The sequence below is a fragment of the Arthrobacter liuii genome (genome assembly GCF_014639275.1).
Classification (GTDB): Bacteria; Actinomycetota; Actinomycetes; order Actinomycetales; family Micrococcaceae; genus Arthrobacter; species Arthrobacter liuii.
The window spans coordinates 337308-352811 of the sequence record NZ_BMFW01000002.1 but is presented as its reverse complement, the minus strand read 5'-3'; the positions used below and the strand labels follow the sequence as shown (position 1 = coordinate 352811).

Genomic DNA, 15504 nt, shown 5'->3' with positions numbered 1-15504 from the left:
GAAGTCTTTCTGGCCGGATTGATCACTTCCTAAGCTTCACACAGTTCCCGTGATCTCCATCACGAACGAACTTCATAAACAGAAGACAGCGAGGTCTTGCAGTGAAAAGCACTCACACCCCCAGGCCGCCGGACCATCCCGATGCATCCGCCGCCGGAGCCCGGATCGAGGTCTCCGGACTGACCAAGCGCTACCTCACGCCGAAGGGCGAAACCTTTACGGCCATCCGGGATGTGACCGTGGCGGTCGAAGCCGGGCAGTTCTGCTCCATCGTCGGCCCCACGGGCTGCGGCAAATCCACCACCCTGGCCCAGGTCTCAGGCCTGGAGCACCCAAGCGCAGGCTCGGTCAGCGTAGGCGGCAACCTGGTGGAAGGCATCACCAGCGGCGTGAGCTACATGTTCCAGGCGGACGCATTGTTCCCCTGGAAGAGCGTGCTCAGCAACATCATGATGGGGCCCGTCCTGCTAGGGATGCCGAAGCGGCAGGCCACCGACCTTGCCCGCGACTGGCTCCGCCGGGTTGGCCTCGCCGGGTTCGAGGACCGCTATCCCCACCAGCTCTCGGGCGGCATGCGCAAACGGGTGGCCATGGCGGCTGCCCTGATCAACAATCCGCGGATCCTCCTCATGGATGAGCCGTTCGGGGCCCTGGATGTGCAGACCAAGGCCATCATGCAGAACGAACTCCTGAAGCTTTGGGAGGAACTGCGCCCCTCGGTCCTGTTCATCACCCACGACCTGGACGAGGCCGTGGCACTTTCGGACCGCGTGGTGATCATGACCAGCAGCCCAGGCTCAGTCAAGGACGTCTTCGACATCGACCTTCCTCGGCCCCGCGGCAACGTCCAGGAAATCCGGCACGAGGAGCGGTTCCTGGAACTCCAGGGCCGGATCTGGGAATCCCTCAAGGATGAAGTCACCCGCGCGTACGCCCTGACGGCAGGTGCGGCATGACGGCCCTTACCCACAGTGAAACCCGCCAAAGCGAGAAGCCAGTGGACACAGAAACAGCTGTAAAGAACGCAGGCCGGATCAAGGCCCGGCGCCGCTCCACGTCCATCTGGATCGGCCGGATCGTCCTGGCAGTCGCCGTCGTGGGCGGCTGGCAGTGGTTCACCGCCGTGGGATGGGTGGATAAGTTCTTTTTCGGCCAGCCATCGGAGATCTGGGACAGCCTGGTCAAGCTCTTCACGGAAGGGACGGCCTTCGGGACCATCTGGGAGAACCTGGGAGTCACGGCGCAGGAAGCGTTCCTGGGCTTCCTGCTCGGAACGCTCGTGGGCGTGGTGCTCGGCATCCTGCTGGGCTCCAATAAATACCTGTCGGCCGTCGTCGGGCCCTACATCCGGATCGTGAATTCGATTCCGCGCATAGTCTTGGGCTCCATCTTCATCGTTGCATTCGGCTTGGGGGTCTTCCCCAAGATCCTGCTCGCAGCCGTGCTGGTCTTCTTCGTCGTGTTCTTCAACGCGTTCCAGGGCGTCCGCGAGGTGGACCAGAACCTGGTGGCGAACGTCCGGGTGCTCGGGGCTTCGCCGTACCAGGTGGCGATGCACGTGACCATCCCGTCAGCCATGACGTGGATCATCGCGAGCCTTCACACGGCGTTCGGCTTCGCGATCATCGGCGCCCTCGTGGCCGAGGTGCTTGGAGCGCAGAAGGGAATCGGCTTGATCATCAGCCAGGCGCAGGGAACGTTCGACCCCAATACGGTCTTCGCCTGCATGGTGATCATCGCCGTCGTCACGCTCTTTGCTGAGTCCTTGATCAACCTGCTGGAGCACAGGCTCCTCAAGTGGCGCCCGCCAAACCGGTCCGAGGCCCAGGCAATCTGAGCCGGCCAACCAGCTTTTCCACCCGTAACACCCACAACCATGTCCCACCCGGGACGAACCAAAGGAAGCGTAAAACAATGATGATGAAGCGCCCCGTCCTTGCCGCCGCAACTGCCGGCGTCGTTGCCCTCAGCCTCGCAGCGTGCGGCAACAGCTCCACCCCCGCAGCCAGCGGCAGTGCTGCCGCGGACACCAGCTCAATGCCCACCGTGAAGATGATGGTGGGCGGCATCGACAAGCAGATCTACCTTCCGTACCAGCTGGCGCAACAGCTGGGCTACTACGAGAAGTACGGGGTCAAGATGGAACTCTCCACCGAGCAGCAGGGCGGCGTCGGGGCCGAGGAAGCCATGGCGTCCGGTCAGGTGGACATGGCCGGGGCGTGGTACATCCACACCGTGGATTTCCAGGCCAAAGGCAAGAATGTCACCAACCTCATCCAGCTCTCCGGCGCACCGGGCGAGCGCATCATGTGCAGCCCCAACGCCAACGTCCACTCCGGTGCCGATCTCAAGGGCAAGACGGTCGGCGTGACGGACCTCGGCTCAGGCACGGATGAGCTCACCCAGTTCATCGCGTCCAAGGCCGGGCTGTCCAAGAACGATTACCACACGATCGCCGTGGGCGCCGGCGCCACCGCCATCGCCGCCATCCAGCGCGGCTCGGCCGACTGCGTAATGACCACCCAGCCAACGGTGGGCGCGCTGGAATCCAAGAACCTGGCGGTCCCGGCCATTGACCTCGCCTCGGCGGATGGCGCCAAGTCGGCCCTGGGCAGCACCCTGCCGTCTGCCGGCCTGCTCGCCCAGACGGCCTGGGTGAACAGCCACCAGGATGAAGTGCAGAAGGTGGTGGACGCGCTGGTGGACACCATGCACTGGATCAGCACCCACTCGGCGCAGGAGATTGCGGACAAGCTACCGCCGGCCTTTGTCCAGAACAGCACCATCAGCAAGGACGACTACGTCAAGGCACTGGACCAGGACAAGGGTCAGTTCCTCCCGGATGGCATCATGCCCGCGGGCGGCCCCAAGACGGTCTTTGATGAGGAGAAGACCATTGGAGTGGACACGTCCAAGGTCAACATCGCCGACACGTTCGACCAGAAGTACGCCCAGGCGGCGTTGAAGCTTGAGGGCTACGCGGCCACGACGACGCCGGCGGGTGCCGACGGCTGAGAACGCCCCGGACAAATTGGTTAAGTCCCCCCGCAACGCCCACCACGGCTTAGCGGGGGGCTTTGGCGTTTAGGGACGGACAACGTCAGGCCGGAAGGTTCAGCTGCTCCACAATGAGCCGGGCAGTCGCGGGATCGCCAAGGATCTTGAAGTGCCCCGCCGCCGGCAGTTCGATGTTGGTGGCCCCGGGCAGGACGCTCCCTTCGGGAATGTGCGGATCGAACGGCCCATAGATGGACGTGATGCGGCTGTTGATGGCCAGCTCGCGGGACATCTGGAGGGTCAGGGCGTTCCGCGGAGAGAAGATCCGCAGGCTGGGCAGCAGCATGTACCGGGCGTAGCGCGAGCCGGAAAACGGTGCGCACACGGCAATCATCCGCTCGATCCGGTGCTCGGGATCAAGGGACAGCATGGTGTATTTACCGATCAGCCCGCCCTTGCTGTGCGCCACCAGGATGGCATCGCGCAGGCCCGCCTCTTCGAGGTGCTGGGCCACCAGCTTGGCAGCGTCCGGAACCTTCAGTTTGTTGCGCTGGAGCACCGTGACCACGTGGACGGGATGGCCGGCGTCGTGGATGGCCTGGATGAGCGGCATCATGAACTGCCAGTTTTCGTACACGCCAGGAATGATCACCACGGGAGCGCGGGTCCCATTGCGGAAGGACGCCGGCTGCACGCGCGACAGGAAGCCGCGGACCTGCCAGCCCGCGGCGTACACATAGTCCTGCGCCCACCACACGGCCTTCTGCAGCGGGCTGATGCGGGCGTCGGCGCCGGGATCCCTCATGTGTCGAGAATATCCTCGCAAGGCGCGCTACCCACCAAAACGTCCCGCAAACACGGTCAGTAGTTGCGCCGGTGCTTCAGGCGGGGAATCACGACGGCGAACACGGCCGCCGCCGCGAACCCCAGGATGCCCGTGGCTGAGATCCCCGGGCCCAGGGAGGCCAGCGCCGTCACCGCGGAGAGGATGACGGGGCCTCCGGTGGACCCGGCGTCCGCCATGAACCGCCAGAGGCCCAGGAACTGGCCGCGGCCGCGGTCCGGCGAGAAGTCGGCACCGAGGGTCATCACCAGTCCGGAACTGATGCCGTTGCCGAAGCCGATCAGCAGCGCGGCCAGCAGCAGTCCCACGAAGGACCCGGTGAGCGGAATCAGGAGCAGCGCGGAGCCCATGATCAGCGTCGATGGAACCGCCACCCACAGCCGTCCCTTGCGGTCCATCAGCCGTCCGGCGGGATAGAACACCAGCATGTCGATCGCGCCGGACAGCCCGTAGATAAGGGATGCGGACGTGGCGTCCATGCCCAGGTGGTCGGACCAGAGCGGGATCACCACCTGGCGGGAGGACCGCAGCGCGCTGAGCAGCAGGATGCCCATGCCCAGCGACAGGAACACGCCCGCGTGCGAGACCGCGACGCTGCGCAGCGTGGGCTGGGGGCCCGCGTCCCCGCCCACGGGGATATCCGGCGTCGTAAGGTCCGGGATGGTGAGGGACAGCAGCGCGGCGGCCGCCATGGCCACCACACCCACCCAGTAGGCGCCGGCGATGCCGAAGAACTGCATCACCCCTGCCCCAGCGAACGGGCCGATGAACACGCCAATCCGGTTCACGCCGCCCAGCGTGGACAGCGCCCGGGCGCGGAACCCCACGGGGACCGCCTCCGTGAGGTACTTCTGGCGTGCAAGGCCAAATACCGCTCCTGACATCCCGACGACGGCCATCGCCGCGGCGAGCAGCCACAGTCCGTTCGGGGCCAGGGCTGAGGTGGCGGCGGCCGCCAGGGCGAGGCCGGCAGCGAGGGCGGCGCCCACGATGGACCAGCGTTCGCCGAAACGCAGGGTCACCAGGGATGCCGGCAGGTTGAAGAACCAGGAACCCAGGCCGATCAGGGTGACGATCAGGGCTGCCACCGCCACCGAGGCCCCCAGTTCCCGGGCGGACAAGGCCACCACCGGAAGGATAGCGCCCTGCCCGATACCGAAAAGCAGGGTGGGGCCGAAAGCGGCCACTGCAATACTGCGCAGGCTGAAGGGCTCGGGGTCATCCGGGGAAGTCATCGGATTTATCCTATGGCCCGCGGGTTTGGCCCCCTGCATTGGAAAGGGGGCCCGGTGCGGGGGTTCCTCCGCGGCCCTGCATCCTAAGATTTCCGTAATCAGCACATTGGGGGAAGATGCCGCATGGAGGAGAAACCCGGAGCTCCGCGCCAGGAAGGAATCGTGGAGCACCTCCAGGACCTTGTCCTGAAAAGCCCGGACATGGCCGAACTCCTCCACGAACTGGTGACTTTCTCCGCGGCAGCGCTCTCGGTCCACAGCAGGTTGCTCTGTGGTGTGACCATGGTGCGGAAGAAGAGACCGGCAACTGTCGCCACCAGCCACCCCCGAGTCAAGGCCATGGACGAGTTGCAGTACGCCTACGGCGACGGCCCGTGCCTGACCGCACTCAGGGACATTGCCACCGTCTACATCCCCACGCTGCACGATGAAAGCCGCTGGCCCCACTACTGTTCCACTGCCTGGTCAGAAGGGATCCGCTCGATTCTCTCCGTTCCTCTTCCGCTGGAGGGCGAAGCAAGCGCGGCGCTGAACCTGTACGCGGCGCAGACCCACGCGTTCAGCGCCGAGGCCATCCAGAGGGCGGAAGCGCACGCCGGTCAGGCCTCGAAGGCGCTGCGCCTAGCCGTGCGCATTGCCCAACTGCGGGAAGACCGCGAAAACCTGGCCGCGGCGTTGGAGTCCAGGACCATCATCGACCTGGCAACCGGCATCATCATGGCACAGAACCAGTGCAACCAGGACACTGCCGTGCGGATCCTGCGGAGTGCCTCCAATACGCGCAACCGCAAGCTGCGGGAGGTCGCGGCAATGTTGGTTGCGTCCGTGGGCAAGGATCCCAACGTCATCACGCACTTCGACTGATGGGTCGAATTATCGGGCCCGCGGCTCGAAGCCGGCCAAGGAGCGGAACAGGTTGATGATTTCCACCACGGCGCCGATGATCGAGCCCACGATGCCGAGCGCCAGGAACACGCGCACCACCAGGGGCCAGCCGGACCAACTGGTGCCGAAGTCGAAGGGGAAGACTTCCCAGAGACGCAGCAGGGCGGCCAGGCCGATGCCGAGGACCACCAGGTTTCCCAGTGCCATGAGCGCCCGGGCACGGATCACGACGAACACCAGGTTGACCACGATGCCTGCGATCAGGGATGCATTGATGAGGTCCAGCACCCGGGTCATGTCGGAAGTCAGGAAGGGCAGCACCTGCCACCCGGGCCAGATGTTGATCCCGTAAAGCAGCAAGGCGTTGACCACCACGGAGCCAACGTTTCCGCTCCGGGTGGTGGTTGTTGTCCGGTCCGGCATTTATCCTCCAGCCGTGTGCTCAAGATGTCTTTTGAATCCGTTCCAGATCCGCAGCTCATTGCGACGTCCCATCGCAGCCAAGACGGGCGCTGCAAGCTTCAGCAGCCCTTTCGGCTTCAAGTCCCAGGACCAGTCCATCCTTGTTCCGTCATCAATGGCCTGAAAGGTCAGTGCACCCTGGATATCGAGTGTTCCCGTTCGGGTAAGGGATTCCAGCCGGAAGGGCCGGACGTAGTCAATGACCTCCACGTCGAATGACGCCGCCCTGCCGGGTTGGTCAATCGTGGTCCGCCAGACAGTGCCAGCCCCAACGGGTCCTGGCGTGATCTTCTCAACACTTTTCATCTGCGGGTTGTAGGCCGGTTCGTTTCTCTCGTCGGCCGCAAAATCAAAGACTTCCTCCACAGGCCGCCGTATAACGATGGAGCCATGAATGGTAACCATCCCGACCCCCTTGGCTCGCGCGTTCCCGGCACCCCTGCACAGCAACAGACTCCCCCGGAACGATCACGGCCAGAAGTGCCGAAGGTCCCCCAGGACCTTCAGTTTGCGTAAGGCGTCCAGAAGGTGAATATGCCGTTTGGCCCTGTTCCTGCGACGGACGCAACAACGACGCTGGCTGCAGGAGGTGGTGGGACATGTTCACTCTTCGCACCCTCGGCGGGATCGCCCTCTTGATGGCGGGGAGCAGCTGGCTGTGGCTGACCCCCACGTTCGCTACGCGGGGCGTGGACGTGTCAGGCATCTGGTGGAGCATCACCATGGTGCTTTCGCTGTTGACGGTCCTGGGCTTCCTTGTGGCGACGTGGGGACTGTTCGCCCGCTGGGGCTGGTGGGAGTATGCGGCCCTTGCTTCTTCGGCGCTTGGGCTGGTGGCCTTGGTGCCATTTTGGGTCGCCGCCACCGGCGGAGGCGAGACAGTGGGAACCACGGCGTGGAACGTGTTCGTTCACGTCCTGATGGTGGCCGGCATCGCGGTGCTGCTGCTGGTACCCCCGCTTGAGCGGTGGGTTAACCAGCAGGTGATGGGCTAGCCGGAGATCAGTACCCCGCCAGGATTTCCTGGGCCTTGCCGTTGGCCGCTGCCTCGACCAGTTCTTCTGCCACGATGTGCAACTTGGTGTTGGCGTGCTGGCTTCTGGTGGCCAGGACCTGGAACGCTGCCGCCCCGTCCACACCCTTCAGCACCATGACAATGCCCTTGGCCTGTTCAATAAGGGCTTTGTGCCCGTAAACGCCCTCGATCGCATCCGATGCGGCGTGCTGGGACTCGATGCGCAGGCTCTGGGTCACGTCCACCATGAATCCGCGGACGTACTCCACCTGCCCGGACGGCTCAGCCTCCGCCTGGAGTGCCGAAAAAACGCGGCGCTCCTTCCCCCGGACGTCGAGCACCCGGTGCAGCAGCGCACCTTGGCCGCCGCCGTCCAGGAGGTCTGCCCAGATGGCGCCTACCGGTTCACGGTCCAGGGGGTGTTTGTGGGCCATGAACAGGTCGAAGGTGGGCACCACAGCGCCCTTTCCCAGCCCGTGGATGCCAAACATGCCTTCGGACCACTCCATCTTCCCGGAGGGGACGTGCAGCTTGAAGGTCCCCGAGGGGCAGTCCGTGGAGGGCCGGAGCGGAAAGAGATACGTATCAAGCTTCGACCACATACATTCCTCCCAACGTCAGGTGCGGCCCGGCGGACCAACGGCACCACAATAACCAACGCCATCCGCCATTTTCCTGTTACGGCCGTGCCAGCGGTAACAGGAAAATTGCAGGGGTCACAAAAGGCCTGTGGAGGAGTAGCGTTCGCCGTATGGGGCGCTGATCCGCGCCCACAGCCAAGGGGAGGTCATTCATGGGTGAAGTGTGGATCCGCACGCTGGGCAATGGGCTGGTCCGGGCAGATCGAGTCACCGAGATTTCATCCACGCGCGGGTCCCTGCATGAGGACCGCGGGTATTCATTGAAGGTCATTGTGGACGGCAAGGGCCATGTGCTGGTTGACGACGGCGGGCTGGAAGGTTCCCTGCCCGAGCGGCTGGAATATGCCAGGCACATGGAGGACGCCCTGCTGCTGGCCATCGACGAGGCGCGCGAGAGCGACGCGTCCATGGTGATCTCATACGAGCCGGAACGCGAGCGCTGGTCATCGGCTCCCGTCTCTGTATTAACGGGCAGGCTCCCCGAAGTCGTCTGACCTGGGGACCGCCCGGCCCAACTAGGTCGCAGTTGTTGTCGTTTTGACTGCTCAGAACGACAACAATTGCGACCCAGTTGGGTGGTGGCTCAGACCTAGTTGTGGGTCGGCTCTTCCACCAGCGCCGTGGCGATGCTGGCGGCGTCTTCCAGCGCGGCGAGGAAGCGTTCGGCGTCCAGGGCAGCGGCGCAGCCGGTACCCGCGGCCGTGATGGCCTGCCGGTAACGGTGGTCCACGGCATCGCCGCACGCAAATACACCCGGCAGGTTGGTGCACGTAGTGGGCGCATCAACCTTGATGTAGCCCTCCCCGTCCAGGTCCACCTGCCCGGCCACCAACTCGGTCCGCGGCACATGCCCGATCGCCACGAAAATCCCCGTCGCATCCTGCCGCCGGGCCTCCCCCGTGCGGGTATCCGTCAGGGTCACACCGGAGACCTTCCCGTCACCATGGATGGCGGTCACGGCGGAGTTCCAGGCGAAGCGGATCTTGGGGTTGTCCTTGGCCCGCTGCGCCATGATCCGGGACGCCCGCAACTCGCCCTTGCGCACCACCACGGTCACGGACTTCCCGAAGCGGGTCAGGAACGTCGCCTCCTCCATGGCCGAGTCACCGCCGCCCACCACGATTATGTCCTGCTCCCGGAAGAAGAACCCATCACAGGTGGCGCACCAGGACACCCCATGGCCGCTGAACTTCTTCTCCTCCGCCAACCCGAGCTCCTTATACGCGGAACCAGTGGCCAGGATCACCGCCGGGGCCTCATAAGTCTCACCGGCACCGGTGACCACCCGCTTAACCGGACCCTTCAGCTCAACCGACGTGGCGTCGTCGAACACCACCTTGGCGCCGAACTTCTCTGCCTGCTGCTGCAGCCCGTCCATCAACTCCGGACCCTGCACACCACCCGGGAACCCAGGGAAGTTCTCCACCTCCGTAGTGTTCATCAACGCACCCCCGGCCGTGACGGACCCCGCCACCACCAACGGCGCCAAGCCGGCACGGGCGGCGTAGATGGCCGCGGTGTAGCCCGACGGTCCGGACCCGATGATGATCAGCTGTTCTTTACTCATGAAAAGTCCTCCGGTGGCGGTATTGGGCAGACGTCGTTCCTTGATCCCATCATGGATCGGCGATGCGGGCCCAGCGCTACCTTCGATGTAATAAACTTCACCATGTTGCGCGCATCACATTGTTTCCCTAATCTGGTTGAGGCTTAAGCAAACAGGCCATGCAAGAAGCTGCAGCGTCGCAGCCAATGCCGGGGAAGGCTTTACAACTTGAACTCAAAGCTAAACATCGTGGTCCGGGTAGATCTGGACCACGGCAAGGCCCAGGTGATTGCAAAGGGGCATATCACCATCCACAGCGTCAAAGCACTTTATGTAGTGGCAAAGCGTGCCAACTCCCTCAAGGGAGGCCTTGACCTGGAGCTCGACGTCTCCAGCGCCTGGGTGGATGAGGAGGCGTTGGACATGCTCCGCACCGCTTCCGAAACAAGGCACCTGCCCGCGATGATCGATCCGGATCAGGCACCCTGCACCATCGGCGTGCTGGCCGACCGCCGCCTTCCACGGAAGACGGCACCCGGCCTGGCCGCGTAAATCTCCCGGCCACTCGCCGCGCCCATGTCTCGGGCCAGAGCAGGCCGACCACCGCTTCTCTTTTCCGCTCCAAACGACCCGAAGTGCAGCTGCATCTGAACAGACGGATGGCTGCACTTCGGGGCCGGCGGAGCTTTGGGGTCCCACGACTTTACATCGATGGGGCGCTGCCACCCAGGAATTCCTGCAGCTCCACTTCGGTCAGCCCCGCGGCCCTGCCCAACTCCTTCTGGTCCGCGCCGAGCCGCGAAGCGTTCCGGAGTGCGTTCTCGAACTGTTCCTGCGCCGCATCCAGCTCCCACTGAACGCTCTCCGCCCTGGCCGAGGCTAGGCGCACGGCCTCCAGCGGATCACCAGCGGGCACGACGTCCATCCTGTAACCGCAGGTGCAGGACCATTCCGGTGAGCCGAGCTCAAGCGGGGCCCATCCGAGGGAGATTATCGGTACCGGCCCGGCCGTCATCGCTGACCCGCAGTGAAAGGGCGCCGGATCATCCAGTGCCAGGGGCACTGCCGGCCAGGGTTGAAGTCCATCGCAAACCTCGGCGTACATGGACTGTTCCGGCGCCTGAGGTTCAAGTACTGCAGTCATTCAATCCGCCGTCCGATAGTTAACCAACAATGTAGCTAGTCTAACTAGGATTACGCGATTGTCTACTATGCGGTAATACGAGGTCCCGAACTGACGGCGTCCACTGCCTCGCGCATGCACTCCAGGAAGTGCATTACCGCTTTGATCTCCTCGGCAGACAGGGATTCGGCGGCTTCAAGCATGCGTGTGTGCATCTGGTTGAGGTTATGCCGGACCTCGTCAGCGGCGCCCGGAGTTGGCCTGAGGATGACGGCGCGCCGGTCCGAAGGGTGGGGTTCGCGGGTCACGTGGCCGCCGGCAACCAAACGGTCAACAAGGCTGGTCATCGACGCCGAGGTAATCGCCAAGCGGGCGGCAAGTTCAGTGGGACGGATTCCGGCGCCGGCAGCCTCCGCGTCGATGAGGTAGCGGAGGGCCAGCAGGTCGGTCTCCCCCATGGTGGCGGAAGAACGGGTCCGCCTTCTCATGGCGCTTTCTGAGGTCCGAAACTCCCTGAGGGCGTTGATCACGTCAACAGCTCCGGGCTGGGCGCCCTCCACGGGTGGGTACCAGTAGCCTTCGCTTGCACCATGCGGGTTCATGCGAAATCCTTCGATATCCTACTTGCTTGGCTGTCTAACAAACCAATGTTAGCCCACTTGCTGCCACCCCACCTCCACAACGTTGAAAAGCGGGGACAAGAAACGGCAATTAGGAGCCGCCGAAGCGGCCCGCGTACGTGGACAAACGGGGTCAAGGCAGGTACCTGCGCAGTCGGCGGGGAAAAGTAGAGTACCCGCTACTCGTGCCGCTGCCCCGCCGGCCCAATAAGTTTCAATGAAAGCCCCGGCAGCATGGCCAAGGGACTTGACGTAGACGGGAGTGCAGGGTGGCTGTTGGCCCGGCAAACAACAAGGGGCCGGAGCGGCAAGGGTTCCTGCTGGACTTGGTGACAGGAGCTGGCGGCGACGCCGAGTCCCTCCAGAAGCTCACCGACGCTGCCGCCCGCTGGATCAGTACCACGGCAGGCACGGCGATCGAATGCGCCGCCGTGCTGCACCGGCAGCGCTCCTGTCCCGCCACCGCGGGAAGCACGCCGGACGCGGCCGGCATCGCAGCATCAGAGGACCAGCACGGGGACGGCCCCACCGCGCTGGGTTCGGCACTGGCTGCTCCGACAGTGATCAGCCAGGCCGGCTCACGCTGGCAGGCGTACCGGAGACGTCTGCTGGACAGTGGTTTCGGCTCCGCCCTGGCCGTCCCCCTGGAACTGCTGCCGGGTTCGGCCGGCACCCTCGTCTTCCTGGGGCCGGCCCATTACGGTTTCAACGCCAGGGTCATCAATGAAGCAGCGTGGTTTGGCGAGGTGGCGTCGCACAGCCTGAAACTGGCCCTCGACGTGCATGGCGTCATCCGTGCAGGGGACAACCTGAAGCAGGTGCTGGAGAGCAGGACCAGCATCGACGTTGCCTGCGGAGTACTCATGGCGCAGAACCGCTGTTCCTACGCGGAGGCATTCAGCAAGCTCGCCGGCACCTCCAGGAACCGCAACCTCAAAGTCCGCAGCGTCGCGGACAGCATTTTGAAGGCGATGCCCAGCGGCGCGCCGGGAACGCGGTTCGAGCCCCCGGCGATCGCCTAGAGGCTGACGGGAAAAGTCCTAGTGCCGCGCCCGTGCCCGGATGAGGCCGGCGGCCAAGAGCCCTGCACACCCGAGTGAAGCCAGCATGCCGCCGAGAGCCGCGAAGTAATCGGTGATGGTCATTGTCCTGCGCTCCTTCCGTACTGCCTGAGGTACTGCCCGATGTACTGCCTGATGAGCCCAAGCTACGCGGCGAAACTCAGCGTTCCCTGAAGGATCGCCAGCTGGTTTGGTCAAGATCCGGTTAAGGAAAACTGCGGGCATCCACATAGTTTTACCCGTGATCTTCTCTTTATCGGGGCGCTCCGTATTATTCATGCATGTGGACTAAACAAAGCCAGAGCTTCTGCCCCACCTGCGGCAGGACCACCAATCACGTCACCCATTTCCAAAAGGACGACGCCGGGTCCCTGGTTGCGGACGTCCGGTGCGTTGAGTGCCCCCAGGCCGCGGGAGCGGTCGCCTAGTTGGTCCGGCTCCCGGAAGACGGCATGTTTCCGCTGCCGGCACCGGGAGCGTGGGGACGGACGACGGCGAAGACCACCAGGGCGGCTGCCTGGACTATTGTGACGGTAACGGCCAGGGCAAGAACTGATTGCTCGTAGAGCAGGCCGATCAGGAAGCTCCCGGCCAGCCACGCAAGGCCGTAGCAGGCAGTGAACATCCCGTAGGCACTCCCCCGCCTGGCCGGCGGAGCCAGCCCCGCCACACCCGCACGCATGGTACTTTCCTGCACGCCCATCGCTGCTCCCCAGACCAGGGCTCCCGTCACCGCGAGCGCCGTGTTGTTGCTGAAGCCCAGCCACGGCACCGCGGCGGCCAGCACCGGAAGGACCACGAGGACCTTCAACCCCACCCGGTCAAAGAGCCAGCCGGAAACCAGCGCGGCCACGGCGTCCACACCCATGGCGGCCGCGTAGAGGACCGGGACAAGCGCCGGCGGAAGGAGTCCTGTGGCCACCAGGTGGAATGAGAGCAGCCCGAACGTTGCATAGCCAAACATGGTCAGGCTGCTGAACGCCGCGTAGAGCCAGAACTGGCGCGGCATTGGAACGGCAGTGCCGGAAACCGGGGTGGCGGTGGCTGGCTGCACGGCTGCGGGCTCGTAAACAGCAGGGTCCGGAACCTTGCGCTTCAGCCAGAACAGGATCAGCATGGCCGCAAGCCCCGGAACAGCCAGCAGCAGGAACCCCGGCCCGTAGCTGCCGGAAAGCGCCAGGGCCACGCCCACCAGGAGCGGCCCCGCCAGCGCCCCGGCCTGGTCCAGTGCCTCGTGCAGCGCGAACGCCTTGCCCTGGCCCAGAGCCGAACCTGCCTCGGCCAGCATGGTGTCCTTCGCCGGGCTCCGCACCGCCTTGCCCAATCGCTCGGCCAGGACCAGCACGCAGGCAATCCACAGCGCGTCCGTGATGCCCAGCAGAGGCACAGAAAAAGCGGTCAACGCGTAACCGCTGATGGCGAGCACCCACCGCTGCCCCGGTTTGTCAGCCAGCCGCCCGAACACCAGCCGGAGGACCAGGGCCACGGCCTCACCGGCACCGGTAACCACGCTGACTAAGAGGGCGGACGCACCCAGCGCTCCGAGATACGGCCCGGAGACGCTCCGGGCGCCCTCGTACACCATGTCCATCAGCGCGCTGACAATCCCGAAGACCAGGATGAAGCGGATGGCAGTCATGGGCGCCGCGGGTGCTGCAGGACCAGCCCCGCCGGAGCTACCGCTGGTTCGCATACTCCGGGACCTGCTTCACACCGGGAGAAGGGCGGCCTTTGGCACGGAACCGGGAGGCGCCACGGGAGCGGACCGGCTCCGGGATCAGCCCCTCGGGACGCGTCACCGCCAGGATCACCCCGATGCCGGCCAGGGAGGAGACCATGGCCGAGCCGCCATAGGAGATGAACGGCAGCGGCACGCCGATCACCGGCAGCAGTCCGCTGACCATGGCGATGTTGATGAACGCCTGCCCCAGGATCCAGGTGATCACGCTGCAGGCCACGATCCGCGAGAAGGTGTCCGTGGTGCGGGCGATGGTCTTGAACACTGCAATGGCCAGGATGGCGAACAAGCCCAGCACCAGCAGCGAGCCGGCCAGGCCGAGTTCCTCGCCGAGGATGGAAAAGATGAAGTCGTTATGGGCTTCCGGGATCCAGTTCCACTTCTGCCGGCTCTGCCCCAGACCCACGCCGAACCAGCCGCCGGAGGCCAGGGCGTAGGCGCCGTGCTGCGCCTGGTACCCCATGCCCTGCGCATCCTCGTCCGACCCCATGCCCAGCCAGGAGAAGATCCGCCCCATCCGGTTGCCGCTGGTGGCCGCGAGCAGCAGGGCCGCCACCACGCAGATCAGCCCCGCCACGGAGAACACCTTCATCCGCACGCCGCCGTAGAACATGGTGGCCGCAACGATCATCATGATGATCATGGTGGTGCCAAGGTCGTGGCCCAGCGCCACGATGAGCATGATCAGGCCGCCGGCGGGCCCCAGCGGGACCACCGCATGCTTCCACTTCCCCAGGAGGGCCTGTTTCCGGTCCAGGATGGCGGCGGCCCAGACAATCAGCGCGAGTTTGGCGAACTCGGACGGCTGCGCGGTGAAACCACCCACGCTCAGCCAGTTCCGGTTGCCGTTCACGGACATTCCCAGCGGCGTGAACACCAGCACCAGGGCAACCAGGGAGCCGATCAGCAGCGGCCAGCCCAGCCACCGGATGCGCCGCACTGGCATCCGCGCCAGCACCAGCATGATCACCACGCCTGCCACGGTCCACATGGCCTGCTTCAGGGGAAGATCGTACGGATTGTTTCCCGCCGCGATGGACTCCACGGACGACGCCGAGGCCACCTCCACGAGTCCGATCGCCGAGAGCGTGAGCACCACCGCCAGGATCAGCGGCCGGAGGCTGCCCGGGGGGTCATCCTCCAGCCATACCGCCAGTTTGGCCAACCCGCGCCGGCCAGGACGGCCCGTCCCGCGCTGCTTTTGTCCTGTATCCATCTGTCCATTCCTCAGCCTGCGCACCGGGGGTTTCCCAGGTCCGGGCCCGTCTCCGGGACGGGTTCCGCCGAGAAGAAAGAGTACGCCCCCGCACGCCGTCGCGGACGATGGCCGGGCCGTA

General features: G+C 64.9%; 19 protein-coding genes. 9 read left to right on the top strand and 10 right to left on the bottom strand.

Annotated elements, in window-relative coordinates:
• Positions 1-101 precede the first annotated feature (101 nt).
• The 3 genes from IEW19_RS03655 to IEW19_RS03645 all read left to right on the top strand — a co-directional run bounded on the left by IEW19_RS03655 (position 102) and on the right by IEW19_RS03645 (position 3015).
• Positions 102-956, top strand: coding sequence for an ABC transporter ATP-binding protein (locus IEW19_RS03655; protein WP_229748302.1), 855 nt, complete (start codon positions 102-104; stop codon positions 954-956).
• Positions 953-1837, top strand: a complete 885-nt coding sequence (locus IEW19_RS03650) for an ABC transporter permease (protein WP_188570311.1) — start codon at positions 953-955, stop codon at positions 1835-1837. The genes IEW19_RS03655 and IEW19_RS03650 overlap by 4 nt, the downstream gene beginning before the upstream one ends.
• Positions 1838-1914: 77 nt before the next feature.
• The gene (locus IEW19_RS03645; protein WP_188570310.1) at positions 1915-3015 is read left to right on the top strand and encodes an ABC transporter substrate-binding protein; all 1101 of its coding nucleotides are present in this window, start codon (positions 1915-1917) and stop codon (positions 3013-3015) included.
• Between the two features lie 85 nt (positions 3016-3100).
• Here the strand turns inward: IEW19_RS03645 and IEW19_RS03640 are convergent, their stop codons facing one another.
• Together IEW19_RS03640 and IEW19_RS03635 are read right to left on the bottom strand one after the other, a co-directional pair.
• The gene (locus tag IEW19_RS03640) at positions 3101-3802 is read right to left on the bottom strand and encodes an esterase/lipase family protein (protein ID WP_188570309.1); all 702 of its coding nucleotides are present in this window, start codon (positions 3800-3802) and stop codon (positions 3101-3103) included.
• Between the two features lie 56 nt (positions 3803-3858).
• A complete protein-coding gene (locus IEW19_RS03635; RefSeq protein WP_188570308.1) occupies positions 3859-5076 on the bottom strand; it encodes an MFS transporter in 1218 nt (405 codons plus the stop codon).
• A gap of 123 nt (positions 5077-5199) precedes the next feature.
• Between IEW19_RS03635 and IEW19_RS03630 the strand changes: the two genes are divergently transcribed.
• Complete coding sequence (locus IEW19_RS03630) at positions 5200-5940, top strand: GAF and ANTAR domain-containing protein (protein WP_188570307.1); 741 nt, start codon at positions 5200-5202, stop codon at positions 5938-5940.
• Positions 5941-5949: 9 nt separating this feature from the next.
• Here the strand turns inward: IEW19_RS03630 and IEW19_RS03625 are convergent, their stop codons facing one another.
• Both IEW19_RS03625 and IEW19_RS03620 read right to left on the bottom strand, forming a co-directional pair.
• The gene (locus tag IEW19_RS03625) at positions 5950-6384 is read right to left on the bottom strand and encodes a hypothetical protein (RefSeq protein ID WP_188570306.1); all 435 of its coding nucleotides are present in this window, start codon (positions 6382-6384) and stop codon (positions 5950-5952) included.
• Positions 6385-6828 (bottom strand): SRPBCC family protein, encoded by a 444-nt coding sequence (locus IEW19_RS03620; protein ID WP_268236234.1) that lies wholly within the window; start codon positions 6826-6828, stop codon positions 6385-6387.
• Between the two features lie 194 nt (positions 6829-7022).
• On the opposite strand from IEW19_RS03620, the gene IEW19_RS03615 reads away from it, so the two are divergent.
• Complete coding sequence (locus tag IEW19_RS03615) at positions 7023-7418, top strand: hypothetical protein (RefSeq protein WP_188570304.1); 396 nt, start codon at positions 7023-7025, stop codon at positions 7416-7418.
• 7 nt (positions 7419-7425) lie between these two features.
• On the opposite strand, the gene IEW19_RS03610 is transcribed toward IEW19_RS03615, so the two are convergent.
• Positions 7426-8040, bottom strand: a complete 615-nt coding sequence (locus IEW19_RS03610; RefSeq protein ID WP_188570303.1) for an ANTAR domain-containing protein — start codon at positions 8038-8040, stop codon at positions 7426-7428.
• 191 nt (positions 8041-8231) lie between these two features.
• On the opposite strand from IEW19_RS03610, the gene IEW19_RS03605 reads away from it, so the two are divergent.
• Positions 8232-8573, top strand: a complete 342-nt coding sequence (locus IEW19_RS03605; protein WP_188570302.1) for a hypothetical protein — start codon at positions 8232-8234, stop codon at positions 8571-8573.
• Positions 8574-8668: 95 nt separating this feature from the next.
• Here IEW19_RS03605 and trxB read toward each other — a convergent pair whose 3' ends face one another.
• Positions 8669-9646: a thioredoxin-disulfide reductase gene (trxB, locus tag IEW19_RS03600; protein ID WP_188570301.1), complete on the bottom strand. Its 978-nt coding sequence runs from the start codon at positions 9644-9646 to the stop codon at positions 8669-8671.
• 207 nt (positions 9647-9853) lie between these two features.
• Between trxB and IEW19_RS03595 the strand changes: the two genes are divergently transcribed.
• Positions 9854-10177 carry a hypothetical protein gene (locus IEW19_RS03595; protein WP_188570300.1) on the top strand — a complete coding sequence of 108 codons (324 nt, stop codon included), beginning with the start codon at positions 9854-9856 and terminating at the stop codon, positions 10175-10177.
• Between the two features lie 151 nt (positions 10178-10328).
• Here the strand turns inward: IEW19_RS03595 and IEW19_RS03590 are convergent, their stop codons facing one another.
• Positions 10329-10550 carry a hypothetical protein gene (locus tag IEW19_RS03590; protein ID WP_229748317.1) on the bottom strand — a complete coding sequence of 74 codons (222 nt, stop codon included), beginning with the start codon at positions 10548-10550 and terminating at the stop codon, positions 10329-10331.
• A 284-nt stretch (positions 10551-10834) separates the two neighbouring features.
• Positions 10835-11350, bottom strand: a complete 516-nt coding sequence (locus IEW19_RS03585; RefSeq protein ID WP_188570299.1) for a MarR family winged helix-turn-helix transcriptional regulator — start codon at positions 11348-11350, stop codon at positions 10835-10837.
• 287 nt (positions 11351-11637) lie between these two features.
• Here IEW19_RS03585 and IEW19_RS03580 point away from each other — a divergent pair, with 287 nt between their 5' ends.
• Together IEW19_RS03580 and IEW19_RS03575 are read left to right on the top strand one after the other, a co-directional pair.
• Positions 11638-12390, top strand: coding sequence for an ANTAR domain-containing protein (locus IEW19_RS03580; RefSeq protein WP_188570298.1), 753 nt, complete (start codon positions 11638-11640; stop codon positions 12388-12390).
• A 320-nt stretch (positions 12391-12710) separates the two neighbouring features.
• The gene (locus tag IEW19_RS03575) at positions 12711-12857 is read left to right on the top strand and encodes a hypothetical protein (RefSeq protein ID WP_188570297.1); all 147 of its coding nucleotides are present in this window, start codon (positions 12711-12713) and stop codon (positions 12855-12857) included.
• Here the strand turns inward: IEW19_RS03575 and IEW19_RS03570 are convergent.
• Both IEW19_RS03570 and ftsW read right to left on the bottom strand, forming a co-directional pair.
• The gene (locus IEW19_RS03570; RefSeq protein WP_229748301.1) at positions 12854-14122 is read right to left on the bottom strand and encodes an MFS transporter; all 1269 of its coding nucleotides are present in this window, start codon (positions 14120-14122) and stop codon (positions 12854-12856) included. The genes IEW19_RS03575 and IEW19_RS03570 overlap by 4 nt on opposite strands.
• Positions 14106-15383: a putative lipid II flippase FtsW gene (gene ftsW, locus IEW19_RS03565; protein ID WP_229748300.1), complete on the bottom strand. Its 1278-nt coding sequence runs from the start codon at positions 15381-15383 to the stop codon at positions 14106-14108. The genes IEW19_RS03570 and ftsW overlap by 17 nt, the downstream gene beginning before the upstream one ends.
• Positions 15384-15504 lie beyond the last annotated feature (121 nt).

What these genes read in the sequence shown, in the direction of transcription:
- IEW19_RS03645 (WP_188570310.1), top strand. Translation starts at nt 1,915, where the DNA reads ATGATGATGAAGCGCCCCGTCCTTGCCGCCGCAACTGCCGGCGTCGTT.
- IEW19_RS03640 (WP_188570309.1), bottom strand. Translation starts at nt 3,802, where the DNA reads ATGAGGGATCCCGGCGCCGACGCCCGCATCAGCCCGCTGCAGAAGGCC.
- IEW19_RS03630 (WP_188570307.1), top strand. Translation starts at nt 5,200, where the DNA reads ATGGAGGAGAAACCCGGAGCTCCGCGCCAGGAAGGAATCGTGGAGCAC.
- ftsW (WP_229748300.1), bottom strand. Translation starts at nt 15,383, where the DNA reads ATGGATACAGGACAAAAGCAGCGCGGGACGGGCCGTCCTGGCCGGCGC.
- IEW19_RS03575 (WP_188570297.1), top strand. Translation starts at nt 12,711, where the DNA reads ATGTGGACTAAACAAAGCCAGAGCTTCTGCCCCACCTGCGGCAGGACC.
- IEW19_RS03615 (WP_188570304.1), top strand. Translation starts at nt 7,023, where the DNA reads ATGTTCACTCTTCGCACCCTCGGCGGGATCGCCCTCTTGATGGCGGGG.
- trxB (WP_188570301.1), bottom strand. Translation starts at nt 9,646, where the DNA reads ATGAGTAAAGAACAGCTGATCATCATCGGGTCCGGACCGTCGGGCTAC.
- IEW19_RS03605 (WP_188570302.1), top strand. Translation starts at nt 8,232, where the DNA reads ATGGGTGAAGTGTGGATCCGCACGCTGGGCAATGGGCTGGTCCGGGCA.
- IEW19_RS03650 (WP_188570311.1), top strand. Translation starts at nt 953, where the DNA reads ATGACGGCCCTTACCCACAGTGAAACCCGCCAAAGCGAGAAGCCAGTG.
- IEW19_RS03620 (WP_268236234.1), bottom strand. Translation starts at nt 6,828, where the DNA reads ATGGTTACCATTCATGGCTCCATCGTTATACGGCGGCCTGTGGAGGAA.
- IEW19_RS03610 (WP_188570303.1), bottom strand. Translation starts at nt 8,040, where the DNA reads ATGTGGTCGAAGCTTGATACGTATCTCTTTCCGCTCCGGCCCTCCACG.
- IEW19_RS03570 (WP_229748301.1), bottom strand. Translation starts at nt 14,122, where the DNA reads ATGCGAACCAGCGGTAGCTCCGGCGGGGCTGGTCCTGCAGCACCCGCG.
- IEW19_RS03625 (WP_188570306.1), bottom strand. Translation starts at nt 6,384, where the DNA reads ATGCCGGACCGGACAACAACCACCACCCGGAGCGGAAACGTTGGCTCC.
- IEW19_RS03585 (WP_188570299.1), bottom strand. Translation starts at nt 11,350, where the DNA reads ATGAACCCGCATGGTGCAAGCGAAGGCTACTGGTACCCACCCGTGGAG.
- IEW19_RS03590 (WP_229748317.1), bottom strand. Translation starts at nt 10,550, where the DNA reads ATGGACGTCGTGCCCGCTGGTGATCCGCTGGAGGCCGTGCGCCTAGCC.
- IEW19_RS03635 (WP_188570308.1), bottom strand. Translation starts at nt 5,076, where the DNA reads ATGACTTCCCCGGATGACCCCGAGCCCTTCAGCCTGCGCAGTATTGCA.